Source organism: Pseudomonas sp. TWP3-2 (assembly GCF_049897765.1).
Taxonomy (GTDB): Bacteria; Pseudomonadota; Gammaproteobacteria; order Pseudomonadales; family Pseudomonadaceae; genus Aquipseudomonas.
This window is the reverse complement of record NZ_JAFCWW010000028.1, coordinates 15,541-40,642: the sequence shown is the minus strand read 5'-3', so window position 1 is coordinate 40,642 and position 25,102 is coordinate 15,541. Positions and strand designations below refer to the sequence as shown.

11 protein-coding genes are annotated in these 25,102 nt (G+C 57.7%); 2 read left to right on the top strand and 9 right to left on the bottom strand.

Annotated features, from left to right (window positions below; genetic code table 11):
• Positions 1-127: 127 nt before the first annotated feature.
• Positions 128-1,459, top strand: coding sequence for a DUF58 domain-containing protein (locus tag ACP7EE_RS25735; RefSeq protein ID WP_426237724.1), 1,332 nt, complete (start codon positions 128-130; stop codon positions 1,457-1,459).
• On the opposite strand, the gene ACP7EE_RS25730 is transcribed toward ACP7EE_RS25735, so the two are convergent.
• From ACP7EE_RS25730 to ACP7EE_RS25705, 6 genes are all read right to left on the bottom strand, one after another.
• Positions 1,431-4,976, bottom strand: coding sequence for a hypothetical protein (locus ACP7EE_RS25730; RefSeq protein WP_426237722.1), 3,546 nt, complete (start codon positions 4,974-4,976; stop codon positions 1,431-1,433). The genes ACP7EE_RS25735 and ACP7EE_RS25730 overlap by 29 nt on opposite strands.
• Positions 4,973-9,439, bottom strand: a complete 4,467-nt coding sequence (locus ACP7EE_RS25725; RefSeq protein WP_426237720.1) for a neuraminidase-like domain-containing protein — start codon at positions 9,437-9,439, stop codon at positions 4,973-4,975. Before ACP7EE_RS25725 ends, ACP7EE_RS25730 begins: the two co-directional genes overlap by 4 nt.
• A gap of 60 nt (positions 9,440-9,499) precedes the next feature.
• Entirely contained in the window at positions 9,500-14,176 is a 4,677-nt protein-coding gene (locus ACP7EE_RS25720; protein ID WP_426237718.1) for a Tc toxin subunit A, read from the bottom strand.
• Between the two features lie 212 nt (positions 14,177-14,388).
• Positions 14,389-18,426: a hypothetical protein gene (locus ACP7EE_RS25715; protein WP_426237716.1), complete on the bottom strand. Its 4,038-nt coding sequence runs from the start codon at positions 18,424-18,426 to the stop codon at positions 14,389-14,391.
• Between the two features lie 495 nt (positions 18,427-18,921).
• Positions 18,922-19,281: a PilZ domain-containing protein gene (locus ACP7EE_RS25710; protein ID WP_420646272.1), complete on the bottom strand. Its 360-nt coding sequence runs from the start codon at positions 19,279-19,281 to the stop codon at positions 18,922-18,924.
• Positions 19,282-19,512: 231 nt separating this feature from the next.
• A complete protein-coding gene (locus ACP7EE_RS25705; RefSeq protein ID WP_420646271.1) occupies positions 19,513-19,899 on the bottom strand; it encodes a tetratricopeptide repeat protein in 387 nt (128 codons plus the stop codon).
• Positions 19,900-20,596: 697 nt separating this feature from the next.
• On the opposite strand from ACP7EE_RS25705, the gene pyk reads away from it, so the two are divergent.
• The gene (gene pyk / locus ACP7EE_RS25700; protein WP_420646270.1) at positions 20,597-22,048 is read left to right on the top strand and encodes a pyruvate kinase; all 1,452 of its coding nucleotides are present in this window, start codon (positions 20,597-20,599) and stop codon (positions 22,046-22,048) included.
• Between the two features lie 221 nt (positions 22,049-22,269).
• On the opposite strand, the gene ACP7EE_RS25695 is transcribed toward pyk, so the two are convergent.
• Genes ACP7EE_RS25695 through ACP7EE_RS25685 form a run of 3 tightly spaced genes read right to left on the bottom strand, consistent with a single transcriptional unit; the run spans position 22,270 to position 25,082 of the window.
• Positions 22,270-23,019, bottom strand: coding sequence for an enoyl-CoA hydratase-related protein (locus ACP7EE_RS25695; RefSeq protein WP_426237712.1), 750 nt, complete (start codon positions 23,017-23,019; stop codon positions 22,270-22,272).
• Between the two features lie 28 nt (positions 23,020-23,047).
• Complete coding sequence (locus tag ACP7EE_RS25690; protein WP_426237710.1) at positions 23,048-23,983, bottom strand: iron-sulfur-binding ferredoxin reductase; 936 nt, start codon at positions 23,981-23,983, stop codon at positions 23,048-23,050.
• Positions 23,976-25,082: a GGDEF domain-containing protein gene (locus ACP7EE_RS25685; RefSeq protein ID WP_420646267.1), complete on the bottom strand. Its 1,107-nt coding sequence runs from the start codon at positions 25,080-25,082 to the stop codon at positions 23,976-23,978. Before ACP7EE_RS25685 ends, ACP7EE_RS25690 begins: the two co-directional genes overlap by 8 nt.
• Positions 25,083-25,102 lie beyond the last annotated feature (20 nt).

Here is a 25,102-nt window from a genome sequence, read left to right as displayed (position 1 = left end):
TTGTGGCGAGGGAGCTTGCTCCCGCTCCAGTGCGCAGCGCTGGCAAGCTCTTCGCCTTGTCAGAAATGTTGGGGCCGCTTCGCAGCCCAGCGGGAGCAAGCTCCCTCGCCGCAGGAATTGTGCGTCCATGAAGCCTTCTCGGCTGTTGCTGCTCTGGATTGCGATCCTGCTGGCCATCGGCATAGTGCTAGGCAGTTTTCAGGCGCTGGACGTCGCGGTGCCTGTCACGCTGCTGTCGATCAACTGGGGTTTGCTGCTCGCGCTGCTGGCGCTGGCCACACTTGATGCCGCGCGCCTCACACGCCTGCCCTCACCGCGCGTGAGACGAAAGATACCCGGCAGCCTCGCACTCGGTCGCTGGAGCGAAGTGTCGCTGGAAGTCGAACACGATTTCCCCCAGCCACTGAGCATCACGATTTTCGACCACGTACCCGACGGCCTCAGCTTCGAAAACCTGCCGCTCTCCACCGAGCTGCAACCCGGCCAACGCAGCCTGATCGGCTATCGCCTGCGCCCACTCAAACGCGGGCACTTCACGTTCAATCACTGCGAAATCAACCTGCCCAGCCCCTTGGGTTTATGGTCGGGCAAACGCCTGCTGAACATCACCGACCAAACCCGCGTCTACCCCGACTTTGCCCGCCTGTACGGCGGCCAGTTACTGGCGGTCGACAACTGGCTCAGCCAGCTCGGCGTACGTCAGCGCCAGCGTCGCGGTCAGGGTCCGGAATTCCACCAACTGCGTGAATTTCGCGAAGGCGACAGCCAACGCCAGATCGATTGGAAAGCCACCGCCCGCCACCGCACACCAATTGCCCGGGAATATCAGGACGAGCGTGATCAGCAGATTATTTTCATGCTCGATTGCGGGCGACGGATGCGCAGTCAGGATGGCGAGCTGGCGCATTTTGATCATGCGTTGAATGCGTGTTTGCTGCTCAGTTATGTGGCGCTGCGTCAGGGGGATGCGGTGGGTTTTTGCACTTTTGCCAGCGACCAGCCGCGCTACCTCGAACCGGTCAAAGGCAGCGGCCAACTAAAGGTTTTGCTCAACAGCGTTTACGATCTCGAAAGCACGCAACGCCCCGCCGATTACCCGGCGGCGGTGACTCAATTATTGGCCAGACAAAAACGTCGGGCACTGGTGGTGCTGGTGACCAACCTGCGTGATGACGACGATGAAGAACTGCTCAGCACTATAAAACGCCTGAGTGAACAGCACCGCGTGTTGGTCGCGAGCCTGCGCGAAACCGTGTTCGACGACCTGCGCCAGCAACCCGTGCAAACGCTGGACGACGCACTGACGTACTGCGCCAATGTCGACTATCTCAACGCCAGCGCGCAACAGCATGAGCGGTTGAGTGCTCAGGGTGTTGCGGTGGTGCAGGCCCCGCCCGAGGCGTTGGGGCCAGAGCTGGTGACGCGCTATCTCACTTGGAAGAAGGCCGGCGCTTTTTAACTTGCTTCGATGCCGGAGCGGGCGGTGTTGGCCCCAGAGAGACATGATTTGCAGGAGACTGATTCATCAGTTTGTCCGCCGACAGTACCAGGAAGTAAGTCCCCCCGGCGGTTGCGTTGGTGATAAATGTCCAAGTCAACCCCAAGCCAGTTATTGACAATGGCTGGCCCGGCGCAGGGCTCACGCTAGTAATGCCCAACTCAGTCACCGACGATTCGCCAACGACGCCCAACCGAAATTGATATTTCAATAACTCACTACCCGCAGCGACTTTCAATGTGACGGCGTGAGATTGCGCCGATCGTGGAAACACACTTTTCGCTCCCCAGGCCCCCGCGTTAGCCGTATCTGTATTGAGCGTAAGGCTGGCGTCGCCCCAGATACCTGCCTTCACCACCGGAAACTCGAAGGTATGTGAGGCAGCCCTCGACTTACTGCCCTCAACCAATGCCGTCACCTGCGTTTTCCCCTGCGCCGTGGCCTTGTAGACAAACTCTGCCTTCCCGTCGCTATCAGTCACCACTCGCACCTGCTTCTGCCCTGGCTGGGTCTCGAACAGCACACTCACGTTTTCCGCAGGCATGCGAGTGCGCTTGGCTACTCTGACGGCCATACGCACGGACTGTCCGACTTCAGGATGATACGCAGGATCGAATACCTCAATAATCCCATCCGTAGCACGTTGTCCCTTGATTTTGGCTGGCATGACTTTGTCCTTGTTCTTTTTCGACACGGTGGGAATGGATGGAGTGACGTTCTGGCTGGTTCCAATGACCTTGAGGGTGAAGGTCTTGACTGGGGGCGTTGCATCATAAGGGCTCAGGGCCGTAGCGAGGACCTGGAATTCTCCCGGTGCGAGGGCCTTGAACGCGTACTGGGCATCGCCCGCCTCATTGGTGCGGGACGTTTTGACATCGCCGGCATTCACAAATGTCACCGGCACGCCCACCACTGGCAGATTGGAGTAATACGACGTGGCATTCAGATACAGCCGAACTGATTCATTCACCTGCAAGTTGAGATGAGGTTGCTCGACATGCGAAACAATTCGGTTGTCATCCAGCGGCACGCCGTACACCGGGTAGCTGAAAAACTTATCTTCGAGAGTCAACCCAATGCCTTGATTGCCTTTTTGGGTGCTGGCGCGGGCGTCGAGGTCCCAGTCCTTTCCGGAGCCTGGGACGGGGAGCTGATTGTCGGCCGTCAGTTTCATCTGCAGATCGTCGCCAACTTGCAACTGCGCGGTCATCCTGAGTCCTACCATCGGGCTATCTCGCAGAGGCACTATTCGCAGCCCGTGGCGCCCGCCAAGGCAGGCCCAAATCGAATCTCCGGCAAGCAAAACCCGGTCGTCAAATGTGAGGGTCGCTTCTTCCGCCAGCACTTTCGAGAGCAATCTCCCCACCTGCTCATCAGGGTCGAGTTTAAAGTCCGGATCCAACGAATGGTGGTTCACTCGCACTTGGAACATGTCGCTGATCAACGAGGTAGAACTGAGCATGTAGGTCAGCCCGTCCGCGGTCATCTCGCGTGGCGTGGCCCCTTCAGGTTCCATTACAAATTGCAGATCAGCCCCAGACTCACTGCTCAGCTCTACGGAGATGACTTCACCTATCAGGAGCTCGCCGAGGGGCATGATTTTCAGTTCTACTGCGTCGGTATTGCGAAAGCACAGCAGTCCCACGGAGCCCTGCTTGCGACCACCAAGCGTCAACTCTGCCAGTAGGGCCCAAGCGCTCTCGTCATACACCGTATAGTCAAATCGGTGCAGGCAATCGACTTTATCGTATGGATTGGCGATTTTTACACTGGCCCATGCGGGGCCGGCGGCGCCTGGTTCGAACGCCTTAATGATGTTCCCGGCAGGACCCGCCAGTTCCGGAACTTCTGCTGCACCGTTGTCACTCCAGTGAGTAAGCGCATTTGGAAGGCCTCCCACGCCTGGCACTCGCGATTGGATCAGGGCGGAGAACCGAACATCGGTGCCCCCCTCCACAGGAAATCTGGTCAACACCTTTGGCTCGACGATCTTTTTCCAATTGTGGTCCAGATCCACTGTCAGCCGGGGGGAGGGCTCGAGCAATTTCACGCACTTGAGCGACACCGTGAACTCGCCATTCCTGCGGTTTTCGCAAGCCAGGCGCCACGACGCGCTATTCCCGACGACTTGCTGCGTATGGTTAATATCAGGCGTAAAAACAACACCGACTTCCCCAGGCGTGACAACGCTTTCGGACTGCATCGTTACATCGGTCGTGTCCAGAATATTGTCTGCAAGCAGCAGCTCGAGATCATGGGTAGCACCGCGATTGAGGTAAATTGTCCCGCTACCCCAGTCAAGCTCTCCAAGCAGATCCAGTTTCACTTTGGCAGTCGTCCATGGATCTCTTTGGATCGGCTGGACGATGAACGTGTATTCGGCCAGATCCTGTCTGTAGAAGCTGGAGACGCTTGCGATGATGTGCTTGTCGCCGACTGTCGTCGGAGTATAGGAAAACGTTACCCTGCCTAGCGCATCCGAGTTCTGCGTCAATAAAACCGTATCGTCCAGTTTGAAAACAACCTCACGGTTGGCCAACGCCATTTGGGTGAAATGCGATCGCACTTCCACCGTCAGTTGCCCCGACTGGTTGAGGTCGATAACCGGGAAGTACTCAGATTCTTCGACGACATGCAGATACAGGCGAAAATGTCCGCAAACCAGACGCAAAGGGTAGAGCTCGGCAGTGTATTTGCTGCGTATGGCCAGCTTGGTCGTGAAATGCACGTCCGCGCGCGTATCCGCGCAGGAGAGCTGCCAGGTGTGATTAATCGGTTGATAGCGCTCCATCGCAGGCGAAGCGCGCAGAACATCATCGGGGTCATCCGTCACTACCAGTGCGGCTTCCGTCCCGGCCCAGGCATTTTTGGCTTCTACGTTAAATGCAACCGTATGGTTGCCACCGATGCACACGAGTGCCCGATTGCGGACTTGAGTGATGCCGTCGACCGTCAAACCTTCCAGCACCAGGTTCTCCAGCTCCAATAGCACTTCGGCAAGGGTGAAACGCACGGCGCCAGAACTTGAGAATTCATTCGACGGACTGATAACGCGGAGTTCGATTTTCTCCTCACCCTCAACAATCACCAGTTTGTGATCATACTCGGTCAACTCGACGGCCTCGGGACCGTCGGAAGTTCGTTTCTGCTTTCGTGACTTTCTGCGTGAGTTATGGAGTGTCAGGGGAGTGACGCCTGACTTATCGCCAGAGATTTGGACAGTTCCGTACTTGCCAGCATCCAGACCTTTGACTTCGTACCAGAAACGCAGCCGATATTCCGCTTTGCCCACACAGGGTACCGGCTTGTCCGGGAGCAATAATACTTGCCAGGCTTCTCCCTGGTTTTTGGCAGCCAACAAGTTGATCGGATCGCCGTGCCATGTTTCGAGGTAGTGGTTTACCGCACCCAGGTCATTGCTCAGCCAATCCTTCAATTGCTCGAGAAAAGCACCATTACTTACAAAGTTGAAGTTCATGACGGTGTCCTCCCTGCGCGATCTGCTGCGCGTTTTCTCATAGGAAGGGGCGGAGGCGGTACCAGCACGGCCTCGACAGCGGCCTCGAAAAGCGAGCCACCAGAACGGGCGCGATAGTCCACCTTCAAAATGATGTCAGTCAATGAATCCAGAAAAGTGCGCTGGCTCGGAGTGTCAGGTCTGGCAAACTTCAACTCATAGTCAGCATCACAGCCAGTGCCCTCGAAAGGCATAAGACGGTCACTGGGTACCGGATCGACAACACCGGTATCGTTCAATCCCGAAGACAAGCCTATCTGCTGATGAGGGCGCAGGTTCACTACCATGGAGCCGGGTGTGCCGGTTCCATCGTGCAAGTACAGGAAGGTATTGATGTCCGCGGTCAGCATTGTAGAACTGCTGATTTGCGTCATGGTCGCGCAAAGATTTTCGTAAGGGCCGAGTAATCCGGGAAAGGTGCATGTGATCCCGAATAGCTGCCGGCAATAGAGGCCGGGAAAGTCCTCAGCGAAGGCAGTTTCCGTCAGATGGAATTTCAAAATCCCGCTACGGATGAAATCATCCCAATCGGCCGCCGGCACATACTGCTTGAGGGAAAACGTCTTCGTCAGTTCTATCTGACGTTCATTGCTCTGGATTCGTGCGGCAGCCATCTGAAACAGACTCAGTTTCAATGCAGCAGCGCAGGTGAAGCCATGGCGGGTGTCATTCCACGTATCGTGGCGGATGAACCGGGCATCGAAGTCGCCCTTCTCGTACTGCCAAGACCGTTCTGCGCGCTTGCATTGATCGAATGCAAGGTCATAGGCCTGATAAAGCAAGGATTTCAACTGCCCCAAGACCCAGTTGCTCAGATCCGGGCCAGTCGCGCGGCCCTTGTAGAACCGGTAAATTTCCTTGGCCTGGGTATTGGCGACGTCGGCCTGCTCAAGGCTGGTCCTGGCCGCCCTGATCGCGTGCTCCTGAGCTGCCACCTGCTCGCGCAACACCCGCACCTGTGCCTGAGACTGACGGTGCTCCAGCGCCCACTCCTCGGCGCGCCGACGGTACGCCTCGTTGATGCCGGCCTCCTCGGCTTCACCTCTCCATTCTTCGGCGATCATCTGCAGCAAGCGAGCGCCCGTGTAGGGGATCGCTGACATCTTGAAGCCACCCCAGGAGGTCCCATAAATGCTGGGGACTAAATCCAGGAACGCTCCGGCTGACTCAAGAGCGGCAGCACCCTTGGCAATCTGACGTGCATCACGGTTCTTTTCGATAACCCTGTTCTCGCCCGCCGACACCCCCTCCCTGACCAAGCGTTCGTAATGTTGCACTCGTTCGTTGAACATGCCTTCGCTCTGACGCAAGGAATTAATCGTGCTCTCGTGCTGATCAATCGTTGCCTGATGTATCGAACGGGTATAGTCGGCCAACTCGATGGCCCGTTTCTGCATTAATTCTTCGAGCTCGTGGCGGTCACGCATCTCCAGCCAATTGCGCAATTGGTCCTCCAGCTGCGCCAGATAGTCGACGATGGCCAACGCGAGGTCGAAAACCGTTTGAAATCTGTAGGGGACTATTTGTATCTGCCCACCGACGCCGCGTGAGGTGCCCAAGGTCCCGTTACCCTGAGCAATCAGCAGTTCCTTCGGATCCCCCATCCTTGAAAAAATCGGCAGGGTCAGCTCGTGCCCCTCTATCGTGCGGTTCGAGCGCAAGTGATCCAGACGCGATTTGAGCAACGCCGACAATTCGGCGGGACGTTGGTTGACCCCGGGCTTGAACACGTCGCTACCGGTCAGATCCTGATGCAGTTGACCTGTCATCGATAAAGGTATGTCGGCCAATGAAAGCTTAAGCCCGGCCTCAAACGCTTTGAGCGCATTCCGACCTTCGGTTGCCGTCAGCAACTGCTCCAGCGTTTTCGGCGTCCAGGTACTGGCCGTTTGCGTTGCGGTTTGTTCGCCGATCATGCGCAAGGCCTTGCTGTACACCAGCCCGGCGCGAACCATGCTGTCGTAATCAAGCCGTCGGAACAGGTCGTCGCCCTCTTCGATCAGCCTTTGGATGTATTGCAGAAAAATTGCGATCATGAAGTGGATCGGGGCGCAATAACCGATGGCGTCCGGATCGTTCTGCGCCAACTGCTCAGATGCGCAATCGAGATCCTCGATTTTCAACGGACGGCAGCGCCAGTAACGCGGCCTTGCAAGCAGCGAGCGGTCACCGCCCCGTTTCACCTCTGCCGGTGCCAGCGGATCGAAAATATACCCAATCCAGTTCTGGGCTTCCTGGTAACGACCTTCTGCTGTCAGACGCGAGGACACCATGTGCGGCAAATGAAAAAACAGTTCCCAGAAATACCGGCCGTTGCAACCGTCAAACGGGCCATTACGTTCGAGGGTACCGTCCGGCAGGGGATGTTCCGGTGTGTGCTGAGTGTCCAAATCCAGTAACGCGGGCATCGATATCGCTGCGCGACTGGTGAGAACGGCACCGATCTGGGAGTTCAGGCGCAGATGCTTGAGCGCCTGAGTGCTGTCGTTGAAGCTGAGAAATTGCGCACCTTGAGTATTGGTTTCGCCGATGGTCGGGGTCAGGTAGGTTTTCGGCCGGCCTTTCAGCGTCACATTGAACGTCAGAGTCTTTCCATCCGCGATGAAATCCACCGGGTAGGGAATGTCAACGGTATAAGCAGGGCTCGGGTAAGTGACCCAGGGTGTTGCCACGTTCCCGTCCAGGGGAGCAGTGAATGTCGTCGGGAGCGGGTGTTCAGGAGACGCATTCGTCCAGCCAATGCTGAACGGCACCGCCTTATAAAGAATTTTCTGTGCAATCAGGTTGTCGTGGTTGACGACCGCATCACCGAGCGGGTCGACGGAAAAACCGGCGCCGGCGCGAATCTCCTCCGCGGTTCTTGCTAACAGATATTGCACTGCAGCATCAGTCAGGTCTGCACCAGCTTGCGCCTCCCAGACCCGGCTGCCTGTCGATGTCTCCTTGAAATCAGCAATGGCGATAGTCTTGATGACGATGTAGTCGGTTTTGCCCTGGGGCAGGCGTACGATATGAGCCTTGCCTGGTTCGCGCCGCGTCGTCAGGCTGATCGTGATTTGCTTGTCACCGGCGTATTGAATACTGACATCGGTAGAGGTGAGAGCATGACGCGCTTGCCACTTGATCGACAAACGCTGCAAAACCCGTGCGGTTTCCTCTACCGCAGTGCACCTTCCGCGAATTCGCAGCACATCTGACATCCTGCCGTCCGCCAGCTGTTCGTGGCTGAAGACGGCGTCAACCGACTGACTTTTGCCGATCGTGTCGACAGGAGGGATCGCGGGGACAATTTCGATTTTTGGATAATCGTCGGGCACCACTTTCTGTTGCACAGCGTTGCGGTTCTTGAAACGTGCCCACGCCATCAGCAACGAGATGGAAATGTCTTCCTCGACCTCTCGCCCCAAATGATCGAGCACTTTATGAATTTCCACCCCGCCCGGTGCACCACTCCCGTCAGCACTGAGACGGTCGGTATAAAACACCCGCAGCCGATCATCGCGCGGACTGCCATCACCATCAGAGACAGCCATCAGCCGACCATTCGAAACGTCCGATTCAAACTGTTGACTGTGCAGCTCCCGCGCGGTGGACCATATGTTGTCTACCGACTTGAACGCCAGTTTGATCTTCAATGTCCAGGCTGACTGCACCACGCCATTGCCATCAACCTGACGATCAATCCATTCACACCAGACCAATGCCACCTGGCCAAGCCATATCACACAGCGGATGTCGATAACCTTGCCAGCGGTGTTGATGTTGCACTGTTGCCATTCGTCCCAGTGCGCCGGGTTGAGCTTTGTGCTGTGTTCGTCCACCTCGACCTTGACCTTGCGCAGGTAATAATCGACCGGCTGCGAGCGACTTCTTGCGACCAGGTAGTAAGGCGCATCGCGGTTTGCAGGGCCGTCGATGTAAGCGCTCAACACCTCCAGATTGCTGAGTTTTTCGAAGCTGCCGATATAGGTCAGCACCGCATTTTGTACCGAGGCATCCGTCAGGCGCCTCTGCATCAACTCGCCTTCCATTGTTCGAAACAGCTGGGTCTTGTTCAGACGCAATGCCGGCTCGATGTAATTGGACGCATGGTCCTTGAGTAGCACATTGGCCGACCACGAACTGTAATCGCTCAGGATCGTCCACCAGTAATTTCGATCGTCGGAATTGAAATGGACGTTTGCGTATCCGCTCTCCAGGCCGGTGAGAGCGCCTTGGATATACCGCTGCAGAGTGCGCACCGTCGCGGACACCTCGGAGGCCCGCGTCTGCGCCGTGTCCTCAACGTCAGTCAGCAGCCTGTCGCTCAACGCTTGCGTGGTAGGAGCAGCGATGTAGCCGGGCGCCATCTGATTGGCCACTACCACGTTGACCATTACCCTCAAATATCTTTCCTTCAACGAAAAACTACCGGACGTAGGCATTGTTTTCTCCCTGGCGCGCAATGGTGATTCGACCGCAGGTGCGGTGAGCAATGGGTCAACTCAAGATTTTTTCGGTGTGCGACGCGTGAGCGGTCGCTTTCTCAGGCTTCCTGGAAGCACCAGGGGGAGGGGTAGCGGATCGGCATGCAAACTGATCTGGAAATCGCCGTTGCGCACGTCACCCGTCACGAGGTTCATGACGTGAGGTTTGGCTTGATCGTAAGCAAAGCGCTGGGCCATTGGCGGATTGAAGACCATGGCCAATGCTTTGGTTGAGTACTGGGAACTCCATCCCCCAGCGCCGATGCTTTCATGGAGATAGGCCGCATCATCGGGCGTGAATTCAATCCGGTATTGCATGCCTCGGAGCAGATCGAGGCGGCCCGGCCCGAGAGGCAGGATCTGCATACGGTCCTCACCACCGTCGGGTCTCAAAGTGAACAGATTGACGGTCCATCCAAAGGCTATGATGGCTTCAACCGTGAAGGTTTTCACCTCGGTCGGATGATATTGAAGGGTCGCGGTCACGGTGTACGTACCGACCTTTTTCACGTCGAATGGATAGACCGAACGACCTTGCTTATCGGTGGGGATGGTCTCGATGACACCGGGACGTGAATCGTCTTCCCACTTGACCGGATAATGCTCGATGAGGGTGCCATCCGGACCAGACTTATTCGCCACATCCAGCCACACAAGGGTGCTGCTTGCACCGATTACCGCAATCGGCGGTTTAGCCAGGAAAGCGCTGATCACTGCGTGGTCGAACACCTCGACAGTGAGTTCGACGCGGGGATCGCTGCCCAATCTGGCGAAGATTGTCAGCGGGCCGGCTACAGGGCTGGACACGGTAAACAAGGAGACCCCTGCTGGATCGGTGGGCACATCTTCTGGCGTCGTCGCAGGCTCCGTCCACCATGAAACCACCGCACCCTCCACAGGCTCCCCATCGAGACCGGCTACCTTGCACCTCACCAGCAACTTTTCGCCAGCCATCGCCACGGTGGTAACAAATGGGATACCAGCAATCTGTGGTGTGTCCTTGAACGTGAGCTCATCAGCAAAGCTCATGACATGGGAGCCATCGATCAGGCCGACGGAATACTCGGCTGTGCCCGCAGACAGGCTTGATACCCACACGGAACTTATCCCATCCTTGTCCGTGACCGTCTGGCGTGGGCGTATTTCCCCGCGCGTGGTCCGCCACTCCACCGGAAAATTGCTGACCAGGTTGTTGTAACCGTCGTTTAACTGGGCGAACAACCTGATTTCTTCCAACTTGCCTGCACGAAGCGGTGGAATTGTCTTGAGTCTCGAGCTGCGCTCGGCGTCGAATCCCAGGGAATCCATATCAGGACCGATTGTTACCGTGGGACCGTGCACCGGATCGCTGAGCAGCAGGTTGTAAAACACATGGGCCGCGCCCATCGTTTTCCCGGCGTGCAAATGCGCGACCGCCCGCCCCTGGTCATCTGTCTTGACTTCGGGGGTGAGGATGACGCCCAGATCGGTATTGAACTGAATCGGCACGCCCTTGAGGGGACGGCCGTTGAAGTCGCGTAAGTGCAGCTCAAATTCTGCGACCTCCAAGGGCATATTGGCGATCAGATACCGGTTGTCGACCTTGCACACCGTTGTGTAGCTCTGGCCAGCCTCGCCCGTTTCCGGTTGCGTTTTCGACTCAGTGAAACGCTGGTAGCTTTCCAGCGAATGCTTCGCGGCATTTGCGTATTGCGCCTGGCTATCCAGCGAATTCAGATTGCCAAGGCTGACCGAAGCCGTGGCATCCAGTCCCTTGCTCGCCAGATCAAGCGTGCGCAGCAACACATCAAGTTCTCGTAGCGTTTGCAGCAGTGGCAACTGGTCGCTGTCCTGGACGTCGCCCTTGAGATGGCGCACAACTGTCAGCACGTGCGTGATGCCGCAGCCGAAGAACCGCGCGAGTTTGTCGGCAGCCGCATCGCGCACCAGTCGGCGCGCATCTTCGCTCAGGCCCGGATCGATAAGATTCACCGCAGCGAGATAGTCGAGCAGCTTTTCTTCGGATTCCCCGGCCTGCTCCACCATACGACCGAACAGCGCCAGATAATAAAGGCTGTTGATCGAGATTTCGTGGCGACTATCCAGGCTGAACCACTGATAGTTTTCGCCTGCCAGGACCATTTCCAACAGCGTTGGACTCAGGTGGAGCCTGTCGGCGATCCGCGCGCGGCGCTCGACTTCGCCAAGCATTCGCAGGAACTGATCCGGTTCGTCCATCGCCGCCCTGACGGTCCAGCGCTCGCGCGCTTCCGGCATGCTCAGCGCCTGTGCCAGAAACCTGTAGGGGTGTCCCTCAGCCCAGGTCAGGACCTCACCGGTCAGAAGTGAATTGATACCCAGATAGTGCGCCAGGTTTTCTTTAACCAGTGCGCGTTGTTCATCCCGGCAACGCAGAACAATCGATAGCAGCAGCGCCGCCAAAGCATCCCTGCTCGCCGTAGTCACGGGGTCAGGATCCGGATAAATCTCGTATGCAATGGCGGCGCATTTTTCACCGGCGTACGCCTGATATTGCTCTTCGGTCTGGTCATACTCGCCTCTCACCACCCCGTCATCGTCCACCAGCTCCTCCAGCAGCGGTATCCATTCGATGAGTTGTTCGGTTTTGGGGTGACGTGCGGGTGCGCCTGCGGCCAGCAGTGTTGCCGATTGCAGCAGCACAGACTGTGCCTGGCTCGCCAACTGCCGGAGAAACTGGTCCTGTTTTTCGGTCCATACGGTGGGGACAACAAGCGGACTGATGTTCTGCACCAACCACAACGCCGACAAACCGTAGTCACTGACCCACTGTGCGCAGGTCATCAGCGCATCAATTGCGCTCAGCACATCCGCACCGTTCGTGGTACCCGCATTGGACACCACCGGCTCCGCCGCCAGTTGAACCGTCAGGCCCAGGGTTTGCGCCAGCGCCGTGTATTCGATCGGTGTCAGGCCGCTGATGCGAGCCAGCCACACCAGCCGCCACAACGCCGTGAGCGTAGGCAGATCGCAATCCAGGGAAGTCGTTTTTCCTTTGGCCTCGGCGATGATGGTGCTCAGATAGCGGTAGGTTTCACCGTTGATAGCGAGCGCCGAGCGGATCAGGTTCACCATGTGCTGCTCATCGGCGGTGACCGGAATAATTGCCAACTGGCGACCATTGATGATCAGGGCGTCATCAACGAGTGGGTCTTTGTTGTAAACCTGATCAAAGAACGGGCGTTCTCCATTCTGGCCATAGACCGACAGCACATCCACCAGCGCGGCGCACTCGTCGGCGGTGCAACCGTGAGTATTGATCAGCTCCCAGAACAGTCCCAGGCAGCTCAGGGTGCCGGGGCGGATCCACAGGGATGAACTGGCCCCGCCGCGGTGCTCGGCATTCATCGCGGCAATCAGCATCTTGTCCACCTCATGACTGCCTGATTGCATGATCTCATCCAGACGCAGCTTGCGCTGGATACGATCGGTTCGATTTTCAAACCGAGTCGCCGGGGGTTCACCGATATTCGTCAGCAAATGCTGTTCATCGATCACTGCGGTTTGGTGCGCGATCGCCGGTTTCTCCCCGCCATTGATGTAACGTGCCCCGGCTGTCTCACCGGTCAGTAGCTCGCCAGGGCTGCCAATCGAGGGGACGTTAGCCGACCGTTTTGGCTGAAATCTACCCCACGCCAACGCTCGGTCCACCCCCTCTTGATCGAGGCTCGTGGCCCGCTTGAACAGCCACAAGCGTTGCAGGCTCGGCAGAGCGATGATGAACTTGCCATAGTGATCCGGATAAAAGTTGTCGAGCGCTTTTTGCGGATCCGCATCAATGCACCCCGTGCGCGGATCGACCCTTTGCAAAGACCTCTGCGCCCGATCAGCGGTCAATGGAAACACTGGGCTTCCCAGCTGTAATGCTGTGGCTTCCGGGCCCATTTTCAGGGTCAGTAGCCAAGCCATGTGGTCACGTGCCCCCCGTCCACCCGCACGCGTGAAATAAGGGAAATCGGCGTCCAGCCAGCGAACGATTGTGCCTAGCGAGCCGTTTTCCACCACTTGGGCCACGACATGCCATATCTCGATCGCATCCACCTCGTAGGGCATGCTCATGCCCACACGTGTCAGCCCGAGAAACTCCTTGAGCGTGGAATACTGCTCGGGCAGTTGGCTCTTGAGGATCTCTTCAAGTATCCCGGTGTGGATGTCGACGCGGGACTTCACCTCGTTGATCGCCGCAGTATCAATCAACAGCCGATCAACATCTGGCCGGCGCTCCTCCAGCGTAATGGCGCCATCACCTTTGTGGGACTCGATCGAGTCACGTAAAAATTCACGCAGGCTGAGCAGATAAGCGGTGGTTGAGGCTTTGTGCTCGGGGCTGCCTTGTGGCGCCGCCTTGTGGACAGTGGGGTTGAACATCTGATCGTAGGTCGGCAGCGTCCCCACCAGTGTTTCGCTCGATTGCGGCGCAGCACGCAGTTCCTGCTGGCGGTACATCCGGGTGATCTTCAGCGCCAGCGCTCTGCCACGGGTCAACAGGGTCCTGGCTTGCGCGGGCGTCAGATTGAATTTCTGCAGCTCGATTTCGCTGAGCTTGATCACGTCGAACACGCTGGGAGATGTTTTGAGATAGTCGTCCAGCTTGCGCGGCACCGTCAGGCGTTTTTTGCCTTGCCACAATACGGCCCTGACCAATTGATCAACGGCGCTCTTCTGCGATGCTTTCATTCAGACACTTCCTCTTGAACGCAAAACAAAGGCCACGGACGCGAGCCTGGGCGTTTGTCGTTTCACGTTGATTTAGCGCTGATTTTCAGAAGGGGGCTACTGTCAGATCTGACAGGTTTCATGACCGCTGGTCGGGTTTTTATTATTTGATGGTAGTGTCCGAACAGAAAAAAGGCCCTCGATTGAGGGCCTGTTAGTGGGTGGTTCGATGGTCAGCCGAAGTTGTGTATATAGACTTTGAACAGTGCCATCCACCCCGACGCCACTGTGCCATGCACCGTCTTTCCGTTGAATATGAATTCACCGAGCGGCAAGTTATACAATTTTATCGTCCAGACTCCGTCTTTATCGGCGATACCGGTTCCGATTACGCTGTTAACTCCGTGTTTATAAAGATTAACCCTGGCGCCCGGCATAGCCTTACCTTCCAGTACGAGATTATGCGGAACGTCATCTTCTGGAGGGATGTTAGTAATGAGCGGGGGCAGCGGTTGGGGCCCGATCTTGAAGTCGATGACGATGCCGGACCAGGCGGATAGTTTGCCGTCGCGCTCCTGTTGTGCCGTTATCTTTTGGGCTCCTGCAGCCAGAACATTTTTGAACCGCGTCGCCCAGTTACCGTCGGCATGCACACATGTTTCGGCTAAAACAACACCCGGAACGTCATCAGCATAAAGCCTCAACGTAGCACCGGGAACGCCTTTACCTGCGGCCCACGGATTCGGTTCAAGAGTCTGATTCGGATCGTCCACAGGTAGAGTGATCACTGGTTTTGAAAAACTCCCCGGCAACTGAACAATTTTTACCGTCCGATCCGGCACCAACCATCCCGATTTGACGCTATCGCGTTCTTGATTCACCGAGAATGTGGAATCTCCAATCGGCAGCGGTTGGTTCAAAGACCCGCTCCAGCGCCCGTTGCGGCCCACTGTAAACGTCGCCAACGGCACGCTCCCGACGCCTTTTTTGTAGACATGAACTTCGGCACCCGCCAGTCCTCTACCGGAAAATGCCGTCTTCAGGCCTACCTCTTCTCCCGGCTTGGGGAAATCAACGATAGGTGGAGTAAAGTCGGCGACAGCAGACGTGACCTGAAAATACTCACTCCTGCGCCACTCGGAGTGTTGACCGGCCAACGTATCGCGCGCCTGCATCCAATTCGCCCCAGCCGGCAACGCCACTGTGCTTTGCACCTCCCAACGGCCATCGGCGTCGGCCACGGTTGTCGCCAGCACGCTCGCGCCGTTGAACCACTGAGCAACGGTAACCGTCGATCCTGCTCTGGCCAGTCCTTTGCAAATCGGCTTGGTGCCAGTCCTGTCGCCGGCCTGAGGTTCGGTGAAGTGGGGGGCGGTGGTGTAGAGCAATTTCGGTGTGATCTGGTCAGCCAATGCAGAATCCAGCCCCGCACCGGCTCGGGCGAAAGCGGTGATCTTGTCGGTCGGGACCATATTGTGTTGCAACCGCGTCGCCCACTGACCGAACGCATTCACTGGCACGGGAGTAAAGTTGTGATTCGCCCCCACCCGCTTGAGGATGACTTTGTCGCCCGGGAACGCACCCGCCCCTGAGAACCACATCCGAGCACTGATGTTTTGACCGTTCTGAGGCGCATCGAATATCAGTTTCTCGGGGACCACCGTCACGGTGCGAGTAATCGCTTCGCTCTGATGAGCGTCCTGCCGAACGAGAACATCTATCTTTTGAACACGCCCCACGTCCAGCTTTATCCCCTTCGCCATCCAGGTTCCATTGGTAATTCGAATATCTTTGGCAAGCAGCGTGTTCCCGCGCCACAACTCGATAGAATCGCCAAGCGCAGTCGTTGAGCCGCTGATATCCGATATACGCGTGGTCGTGCCGCCCTCTGCCGGCACAGTGATGGTCGCTATCGGTACGCCAAACTTCACCACCACGCGGTTACTCTCGACCGATACGTTCACAGGCTTGCCCGCCTCGGATTGAAGGGCATACAAGGTCTGCTCGCCCGGAGCTTGCTTTGACAGGATGATCTCGACCGTGCCATTGGGCTGCACCGTGCCCCAACCCAATATCTGATTGCCAACAGTCGTAAAAACCTCGATCAGGCAGCCTTGCCAGCCACTGCAGACAATGGTCGCTATGAGGGGAACCGGGCCTGGCGCGGTGGTGATCGTCGGCTGCGGCGTTCTCACAGTGATTGGTTGTGTCACCACTGTCGAAGTCTGGCCGCCGAATGCCGAGGTCACCGAGACCACATATGTACCCGGAGGCCAGTCGGTCGGCGAGACCAGACTGAAATTGACGCCCACTGCGGTCACGGGTGGGAATGACATCCCCGGTACGCTGATAGTGACAACCGAACCAGCCCACACCTTGCCGCTGATCGTTGGACGTTGACCGGTGGGTGCTGGGTGAGGGTCGAGCACGGCCGGGGGCGAGGGGATTATTACTGTTGGAACAGGTACAGCCAGTGAAAAGAAACCATTTACCCACATCTTGGCGGTCAGTTTGTCGTAAGTACCAGGAGGAAAAAGGTCGGTAGACTTGATGCTCCAGATTCCGTTCGCCACTAGGGCTTGAGGTACTCCAGGGACTTCAGTTCGCAGATCCACGCCGTTGTTGAGAAAGAACACCACTACTGTGTGCGTACTCCAATTCAGCCCTACACCCGAAAACATCAGTTTGTGCCCGTCATTATTGCTCGTCACTGACGTGGGCTGGGGACATGGCACCTCGATTGATTTCGACGCGGTGGACGCGGACCAGATAGTCCCGGATTCTTGCTTGGCGGTTATGTCGTAATTCCCGGGCACCGTGGTCACAGGAATGGCCTTGGTCCATATACCGTTTCCCCCGACAACTTGCTCAAGAGAGAAAGCAGACGTGCCCGTCACGAGTACCTTGGCAGTGCCATAGCCAGTGCCATGGAGCGTGCCAATGCCATTTTCGACCTTGTAGTCTAAGGTGGGCTTGCGGGGGGCGACTCTGAATGTCACACCGTCACTACGACCAGAGCTTTTGCCTGAATGATTTGCTTGCGTCGTGATAACGATCAGTCCCGGTTTGGTATCCGTCTGGATCGAAAAAGCATCGGTTGTAGCCGGCAGTGCCGTTCCAACCAATGTCCCCGAAGAACCTATGTAGGCAGTCACCTCGGCGCCGGATAAACGGTTATTGCCAGTGAGGGTGAAGCCCACAGTTTCGTCGAAGACAGTGTTGGTGATGTGTGGATAACCCAAGAGCCAGAACTTGACTGGGTAAGTGTAGTGAGAAGGCCCGTCAATCTCTCCAATGACGATTATTTCACCGCTCTTCAAACCAAGATTCGGCAACATTGCCGCTGCCCAAGTCGTTCCCTGACCGGTGTTGACGCGGTTGGACCAAAGGTTTCCAAAACCGCTCCTGACGGCTGTCATCACAGTACCTGGTGCGGCGATCCCCCTGAACGTTAACCCTTTCTCGGGCACTACCTCGTTTTCCGTCGGTGAGGTGATTGCTGCCCGGTAGACCCGGAAACCATTCGACGGTGCAGATTCCTGATTTCCTATTTTTTGGTGGGAACCAATCGACATTTCATTCCGGTTGTCAGGAAGATTGACTGTCGCCGTCCAGGATCCACCTGGATGTATGGTTGCAAGTGCGGTGATGTAGTCGAAATCCCTGTAAACCCGGAGTTCAGCACCGGGTATTCCCGAAGTTCCTGACACAGGAAAACTTGAGCTATTTACATTTTTGATCAGGTTCATGACAGGCGAAGCAAGAGCCGGCAGATTCACATCCACATAATTATGCATGTCGACGTCACCCCACACTGGAACGTCGTATTCATACCCGAAGGTGCATCGCGCCGTAGTACCTCTTGCCGTGATCGTCTTTGCTCGAACCAAAACATGATCCTGCCCGTCCTGGGTCGCGTTGCCCATAAGTTCTTCTTCCCACTTATCTGCCCCCCCTGCAACGACGAGAACCCGTACGTTCCCGCCGTTTTGGCCATTGTTCGTGGCCCTATACGAAAGTGTTCTAAAAGTGAAAGTATCGCCCGCATCACTCCACCAACACTCGGCGCTCAGTGTTGCCGAGTAGCCATCTTTACTCGCTGTGATAGTCACTGGCAGACGTGTGCTATAGGGAATATTTTCCAGATCCAATACGGCTGATTCGCCAGAAAACGTTACGGAATCGGCGATAGGCTCAAGGCTGCCGGCAGTTGCAGGTTGTTTTGGCAACTTGGCGCGGGACTTCTTTTCAGGTTTGTCTGTTTTTTTCATGATGGAGTCCGTCATCGTTCAAGGGCTGCTGTGCCGGCGAAGGCATGTAGGTCCATTGAATGCCGATACGCTTGAACGCCACACCTGACAGATCTGACAGTCCCGACCAACGGTAACTCTTCCCACAGCCCCCTCCGACTGCGTCCTGCAAGTGCTAACAACGGGCTACATTGCCTTGCGCCGTTGCCTACACATCACTCAGAATCCGCCGGCTTGTGCGCCTTGGCGTTGCCCCGTAACTTGATCCCCGTCGCTGCCAATCAGCGGCCGGGTTTAGTCGCCTGGGAGGTATCGCGAAGGTGCATAAGCGTCATCAAGTCGGGTAATCCCTATCCCCGCACTCGATGGTGGCTGTGTGCAGGGCGCCTCCGGGCGCGCCGTTTTTTCGTGATTCCTCCCGTTCGACTAACCTGCTCAAGGCGCCACCCCTTCGCTTGGTCGCGAGCGATTTAAATGGGTGGCGTCGGTTCTAAAGCCATCGCTGGCGGTTTTGAATCAGGCAGACGCAGGCAGTGGCTGAAAACTGAAATACTGGCGCAACGCCTCAACCAACTGCTCATACTCCGGCGGTGCCCGTTGCAGGCTGAAACCGGCGTCGTAATGTTGAGGGGTCGCGTCTTCGTGGCACCACAGGCAGCACGCGCTGAGGTCGACTACTTGTTGGTAGCCGTCGCCCAGCGGGATTTTCAAACGCAGATTGAAATCGGCACCGATCATCATCGGCAACTGACTGATGAGCATCAACCCGTCTTCAGACACGTTGCCCAGAAAGCCGATGGGTTTGTCGGTGACGCTGTTGAACACTCGCAGAAAATATGGCAGCAAGTGCCGTTCGATGCGACGGTCGGTAAACATGCGCAGTTCGCCATGCAAGGCCCTGTCACAGAGCCGCACCTTTGCTTCGGAACGTGGCCGTGCGTCAGCCGCGCTCTCCCCGCTTCCGGTGTGACAGTCGCCAAATCGCCGTCACTTACTTCTCATGCCAGTTGCAGGTGTTGCGCCGACTCAAAAGCACAACTCTGAATCGGTGTCACTGGACTATAGCTGAGCCTGTACAAGCGGCCAGCTTTTGTATGACAAGTGCAATCAGAAACGTGTCGGACGTACCACGGCGGCAGCGCTGCGCGTCGGGTAGTGACCCAGGCTCTGCAAGGTTTCCAGACGCGCGCGGGCACGGTAGGCGTATTCGCTGTTGGGGTACGAAGCAATGATGAACTGATAGGTCTGCGCCGCATCGACGAACAGTTTCTGCCGCTCGAGGCACTGGCCGCGCATCATCGACACTTCCGGCCATACATACGGCCGCGCACGGCTGGAGCGCTCGACCTTGGACAGTTCGAGCATCACCTGCTCGCAATTGCCGCGGTCATAGGCGCTGTAGGCGTTATTCAAATGATGGTTCATCGACCAACGGGTGCAGCCCGTGACGCTGATAACGGCGAGGGCAAGGGCGGCAATGGGCAACAATCGCATGGGGGTTCTCCTGTCTTGTGCTCTGTATCGACCCTTGCCGCGAAATCTTCAATGCGCGTTTTGGGCATTGCAGACTGTAGTCTGCGATATTGATCCAGCACTAACGGAGACTTCACTCGAATTGGAAACGCCCACCGGAACAAGGCGATGGGCTTTCACGACGAACAGCTCAATTACGCAACAGTGAAACTCCGAGGGGATGACCATGCTGAGAAGTTACTATTCAGAATCGCACGAGCTGTGACACTGACGTTTCCCTTGGGTAAATTCGTCGTGACTGCTTTCCAATTGCCAGATCCGTCGGCAGTGGCGCTGACTACCAACAGTGGCGACGCCGTAATGAAAACTTCAACTGTTGCAAGTGGGTCAGACGTTCCGGCCAAGTTTACTGGCAGGGTTTCACTCGCGCCTTCAACGGGATCTATGAACACGGGTGTCGCCACTGCCTGTGCTGGATTACTCATCGTTCATCTCCATGACTCGCCACCCTTGGCGAGGTTGCGAGCATTCCATCAGGGCAGCATCCATTTGCCACCTGACAGAAATGACAGTCCCGACCAACGGCCTACCGCCTCCCGCGAAAATCCTCGGAAATGTTCATTTCGAAAAACAAACGAATAAGTAGTGCAAACGAACAATGACTACACCCTCCGAGCATAGTAGCCTCTGCGAGCGCTTGAACCTGAGGAGTCTTTGCATGTCCGTCCGTCGTACCAAAATCGTCGCTACCCTTGGCCCGGCCAGTAACTCGCCGGAAGTTCTCGAACAGCTGATTCTGGCTGGTCTGGACGTCGCCCGTCTGAACTTCTCCCACGGCACCCCCGACGAGCACAAGGCTCGCGCGAAGCTGGTGCGTGACCTCGCTGCCAAGCACGGCCGCTTTGTCGCCCTGCTGGGTGACCTGCAAGGCCCGAAAATCCGTATCGCCAAATTCGCCAACAAGAAGATCGAGCTGAAGATCGGTGACAAGTTCACCTTCTCCACCAGCCATCCGTTGACCGAAGGCAACCAGCAAGTGGTCGGCATCGACTACCCGGATCTGGTCAAGGACTGCGGCGTGGGCGACGAGCTGCTGCTCGACGACGGCCGCGTAGTGATGCGCGTTGACACGCAAACTGATGATGCGCTGCATTGCACCGTGACCATCGGCGGCCCGCTGTCGGATCACAAAGGCATCAACCGTCGCGGTGGCGGCCTGACTGCGCCGGCCCTGACGGAAAAAGACAAGGCCGACATCAAGCTCGCCGCGGAAATGGAAGTCGACTACCTCGCGGTGTCCTTCCCGCGTGACGCCGCCGACATGAACTACGCCCGTCAACTGCGCGACGAGGCCGGCGGTACTGCCTGGCTGGTGGCGAAGATCGAACGCGCCGAAGCCGTGGCAGACGACGAAACCCTCGACGGTCTGATCCAGGCCTCCGACGCGGTGATGGTTGCCCGTGGTGACCTCGGTGTGGAAATCGGCGACGCCGAGCTGGTAGGCATTCAGAAGAAAATCATTCTGCACGCACGCCGCCACAACAAGGCTGTGATCGTGGCGACCCAGATGATGGAGTCGATGATCCAGAACCCGATGCCGACCCGCGCCGAAGTGTCCGACGTGGCCAACGCCGTGCTCGACTACACCGACGCCGTGATGTTGTCCGCCGAATCGGCTGCCGGGCTGTATCCGCTGGAAGCTGTGCAGGCAATGGCGCGCATCTGCGTCGGCGCTGAAAAGCACCCGACCGGCAAGACCTCCAGCCACCGCATTGGCAAGGTCTTCGAAAGCTGTGATCAGAGTATCGCGCTGGCGGCCATGTACACCGCCAACCACTTCCCGGGTGTGAAGGCGATCATCGCGCTGACCGAGAGTGGCTACACGCCGTTGATCATGTCGCGCATCCGTTCTTCGGTGCCGATCTACGCGTTCTCCCCGCACCGCGAAACCCAGGCCCGCGCGGCGATGTTCCGTGGCGTGTACACCGTACCGTTCGACCCGGCCTCGCTGCCGCCGCACGAAGTGAGCCAGAAGGCGATCGACGAGCTGGTCAAGCGTGGCGTTGTCGAGAAAGGCGACTGGGTGATTCTGACCAAGGGTGATAGCTATCACACCACTGGCGGCACCAACGGCATGAAGATCCTGCACGTTGGCGATCCGCAGGTCTGAGTGATCGACTGCTGTAAATGAAAAGCCCCGGCATTTGAGTGTCGGGGCTTTTTTGCATTCTGATCCAAATGGTGTGTTGCCTGCTCCGGCCTCATCGCTGGCAAGCCAGCTCCCACAAGTTTCTCTGTTGGCCACAAATTGGCGGTCGCCCCAAACCCTGTGGGAGCTGCGGTGCGACGATTCGACTTGCCAGCGATGAGGCCGGCTAAATCAGCGAAAATTCAATGCCGTTTGATAAACCCGGTCAACGCCGCCAAAGCCTCCGGCGATCGCAGCCGTTGGGTGAACAGCGCCCCCTCCTTCTCGATCACTTTGCGGATCAGTTCGCGATCCGGCGCGCGCATCAACTGCTTGCTGATACGCACCGCCTCCGCCGGTAACTCGTCAAAACGCAGCGCCATCTCCCGCGCCTTGGCCAACGCCGCTTCGCCACTGCCCAACGCTTCGGTCGCGATCCCCCACTGCGCCGCTTGCTCGCCGGTAAAACTTTCGCCAAGCAGCAATAATTCCGACGCTTTAGCCTGCCCAAGCAACCGCGGCAGGATCAGGCTGGAACCGAATTCCGGGCACAACCCCAGATTCACGAACGGCATGCGCAAACGGGCGTCGCGGGCGACGTAGACCAAATCACAATGCAGCAACATCGTCGTGCCGATCCCTACTGCCGCTCCCGCTACCGCCGCGATCACTGGTTTACGGCATTCCAGCAAATTCAGCATGAAATGAAACACCGGGCTGTCGAGATCGCTCGGCGGTTGCTGGATGAAGTCGGCGATGTCATTGCCGGCGGTGAAGCACTCGGCGCTGCCTCTGATCAGTACCGCGTTGATTTCCGGGTCGCTGTCAGCCTGTTTCAGCGCGGCGGCCAGTTGGCTGTACATGGCGCGGGTCAGGGCGTTTTTCTTGTCCGGGCGGTTGAGGCGCAGGGTCAGCAAACCGCGTTCGCGTTGCAACACAATGGCTTCGGGCATGGCGTATCTCGCTCTGAGAAATCAGCGCTCAACCACGACTGAGGAATACATCGGCCAGCAGTTGATTGCGCGGCAGTCCGGCCAGGTACAGACGTTTGGCAAACGCATCAACGCTGGCAGTCGAGCCGCAGACTAAGGCCAGGGTTTGCCGGGAAACAAGGCGCAGTTGCGCCAAAGCACCCGGCAACTCGGCCGCCGTCCACAGCTCGACACTGAGGTTTTCGCGCTGCGCCGCCAGTGCCTCAAGCGGTCTGGCCAGATAATGCTGGTCGGCGTCATGCGCCAGGTGAATGACGCGAATGGCGCCTTGGTGATCCTGACGCAACGCTTCGCGCAACACGCCGAACAACGGGCCGAGCCCGGTGCCGGCGGCAAGCAGCAACAGTGGCCGCTCGTGCCAGTCCGGGTCGTAATGCAGTGCGCCACCGCGCAGTTCGCCGAGGCGGATCGGATCGCCAATCTGCAGGCGCCGGGCGGCATCGCTGAATTCGCCGGGCTGGCGGCAATCGAGGTGGAATTCGAGGAAGCGGTCTTCTTCCGGCAGGCTGGCCAGCGAGTACGGCCGCGCCACGTTACCCGCCCACAACACCAGATGCTGGCCGGCGCTGTAGCGCAATGGCCGCTGTGGTGTCAGGCGCAGACGCAGCACGTTGTCGCCGAGCCAGTCGAGCGCCTCGACCACTGCAGGGCGACCGTCGCTGAGCGGATCAAAGGTGTGCACCTGCAGATCTTCAATCACCTGACACTGACAGGCCAGCCGCCAACCCTGCTGACGCTGTTCGGCGCTCAACGCGTCGGGGCGACTGTCGGCCGGCAGACCTTGCATACATTGCACCAGACACGCATGGCAACTGCCGGCGCGGCAACTATAGGGCACGGCCACGCCGTTCTGGTTCAGCGCATCGAGCAGATTGCTGCCAGCCGCCACTGACCATTGCTGTTCACCGACGCGCAGTTCAGGCATCGACGTTCTCCCACGCCGCCGCGCAGCGATTGCGCCCGTCGCGCTTGGCGCGATAGAGCGCCTGATCGGCACGCTGCAAGGCGTCATCCAGATCATCGCCCAATTCAAGCAACGTCATGCCCGCTGACAGGCTGAGGTTTTTTACCTTGAGGCCGACCAGTTCGACATCGGTGAACGCGATGCGCAGACGTTCGCAACACGCGGTCAGACGCTCGGCGTCGCAGTCTGGCAGCAACACCACGAACTCTTCTCCGCCGTAACGCGCCAACACATCGCCCTCGCGCAGACAGGCACCGGCCACCCCGGCGAATGCCTGCAACACCTGATCGCCCGCCGCATGGCCATGCACATCGTTGATGCGTTTGAAGTGGTCGAGGTCGATCAACGCCAGACCGTGCACCATGTCGGCCTCCATCGCATCCAGTTCGCGCGTGGCCAGACGCAGGAAATGCCGGCGGTTGAACAGCCCGGTCAATTCGTCGGTGGCCACCAGGTCTTCGAGCTGGCGCATCATCCCGCGCAGCGTGTCCTGATGCGCTTGCAAGGCAAACCGCCGCTGACGCATGCGTTGACGCGAGGTCTGCACGAAGCGTGCGTAAAGGACCAGCCACGCCAGCACCATGAACAAAATGCTGACCTGCAATGCGGCGAGCGCCGGGTCGGGCAAGCGGAAGTGGTAACCGTCCCACAGAGTGATCGCGCAGAAACTGCAGAACACCAACAGCGCACACCGCGTGAAGGCACGCCGCGACAGATGGAACAGGCCGAACAGCAGGATCAACACGTAGAACACCAGAAATTCGCCGCGGGCCTCGTGCACATGGGAGATCAGCCAGGTCTGCCAGCCGATGCCGAGCAGCACTTGGGCTTCGGTCAGGCTCGGGTCGGAGAAGCGCAGGTTGCAGCCGGATAAAAATACGGCAAACAGAATCGCCTGGCTGATCACGACCAGGGCGCTGCCGATGGCCACTGTGCTCAGTGGCTGATTGTAATGCCCGGTGAAAAACGCCAGCCACAGTAGCAGCAATGCCAGTCCATAAGTGCCGGCTGCAAGGGCAAAGCGTTTGAGCAAAAGGCGTTGAATGGCGTTATGGGTCAATCGTTGACTCACCGTGCGAT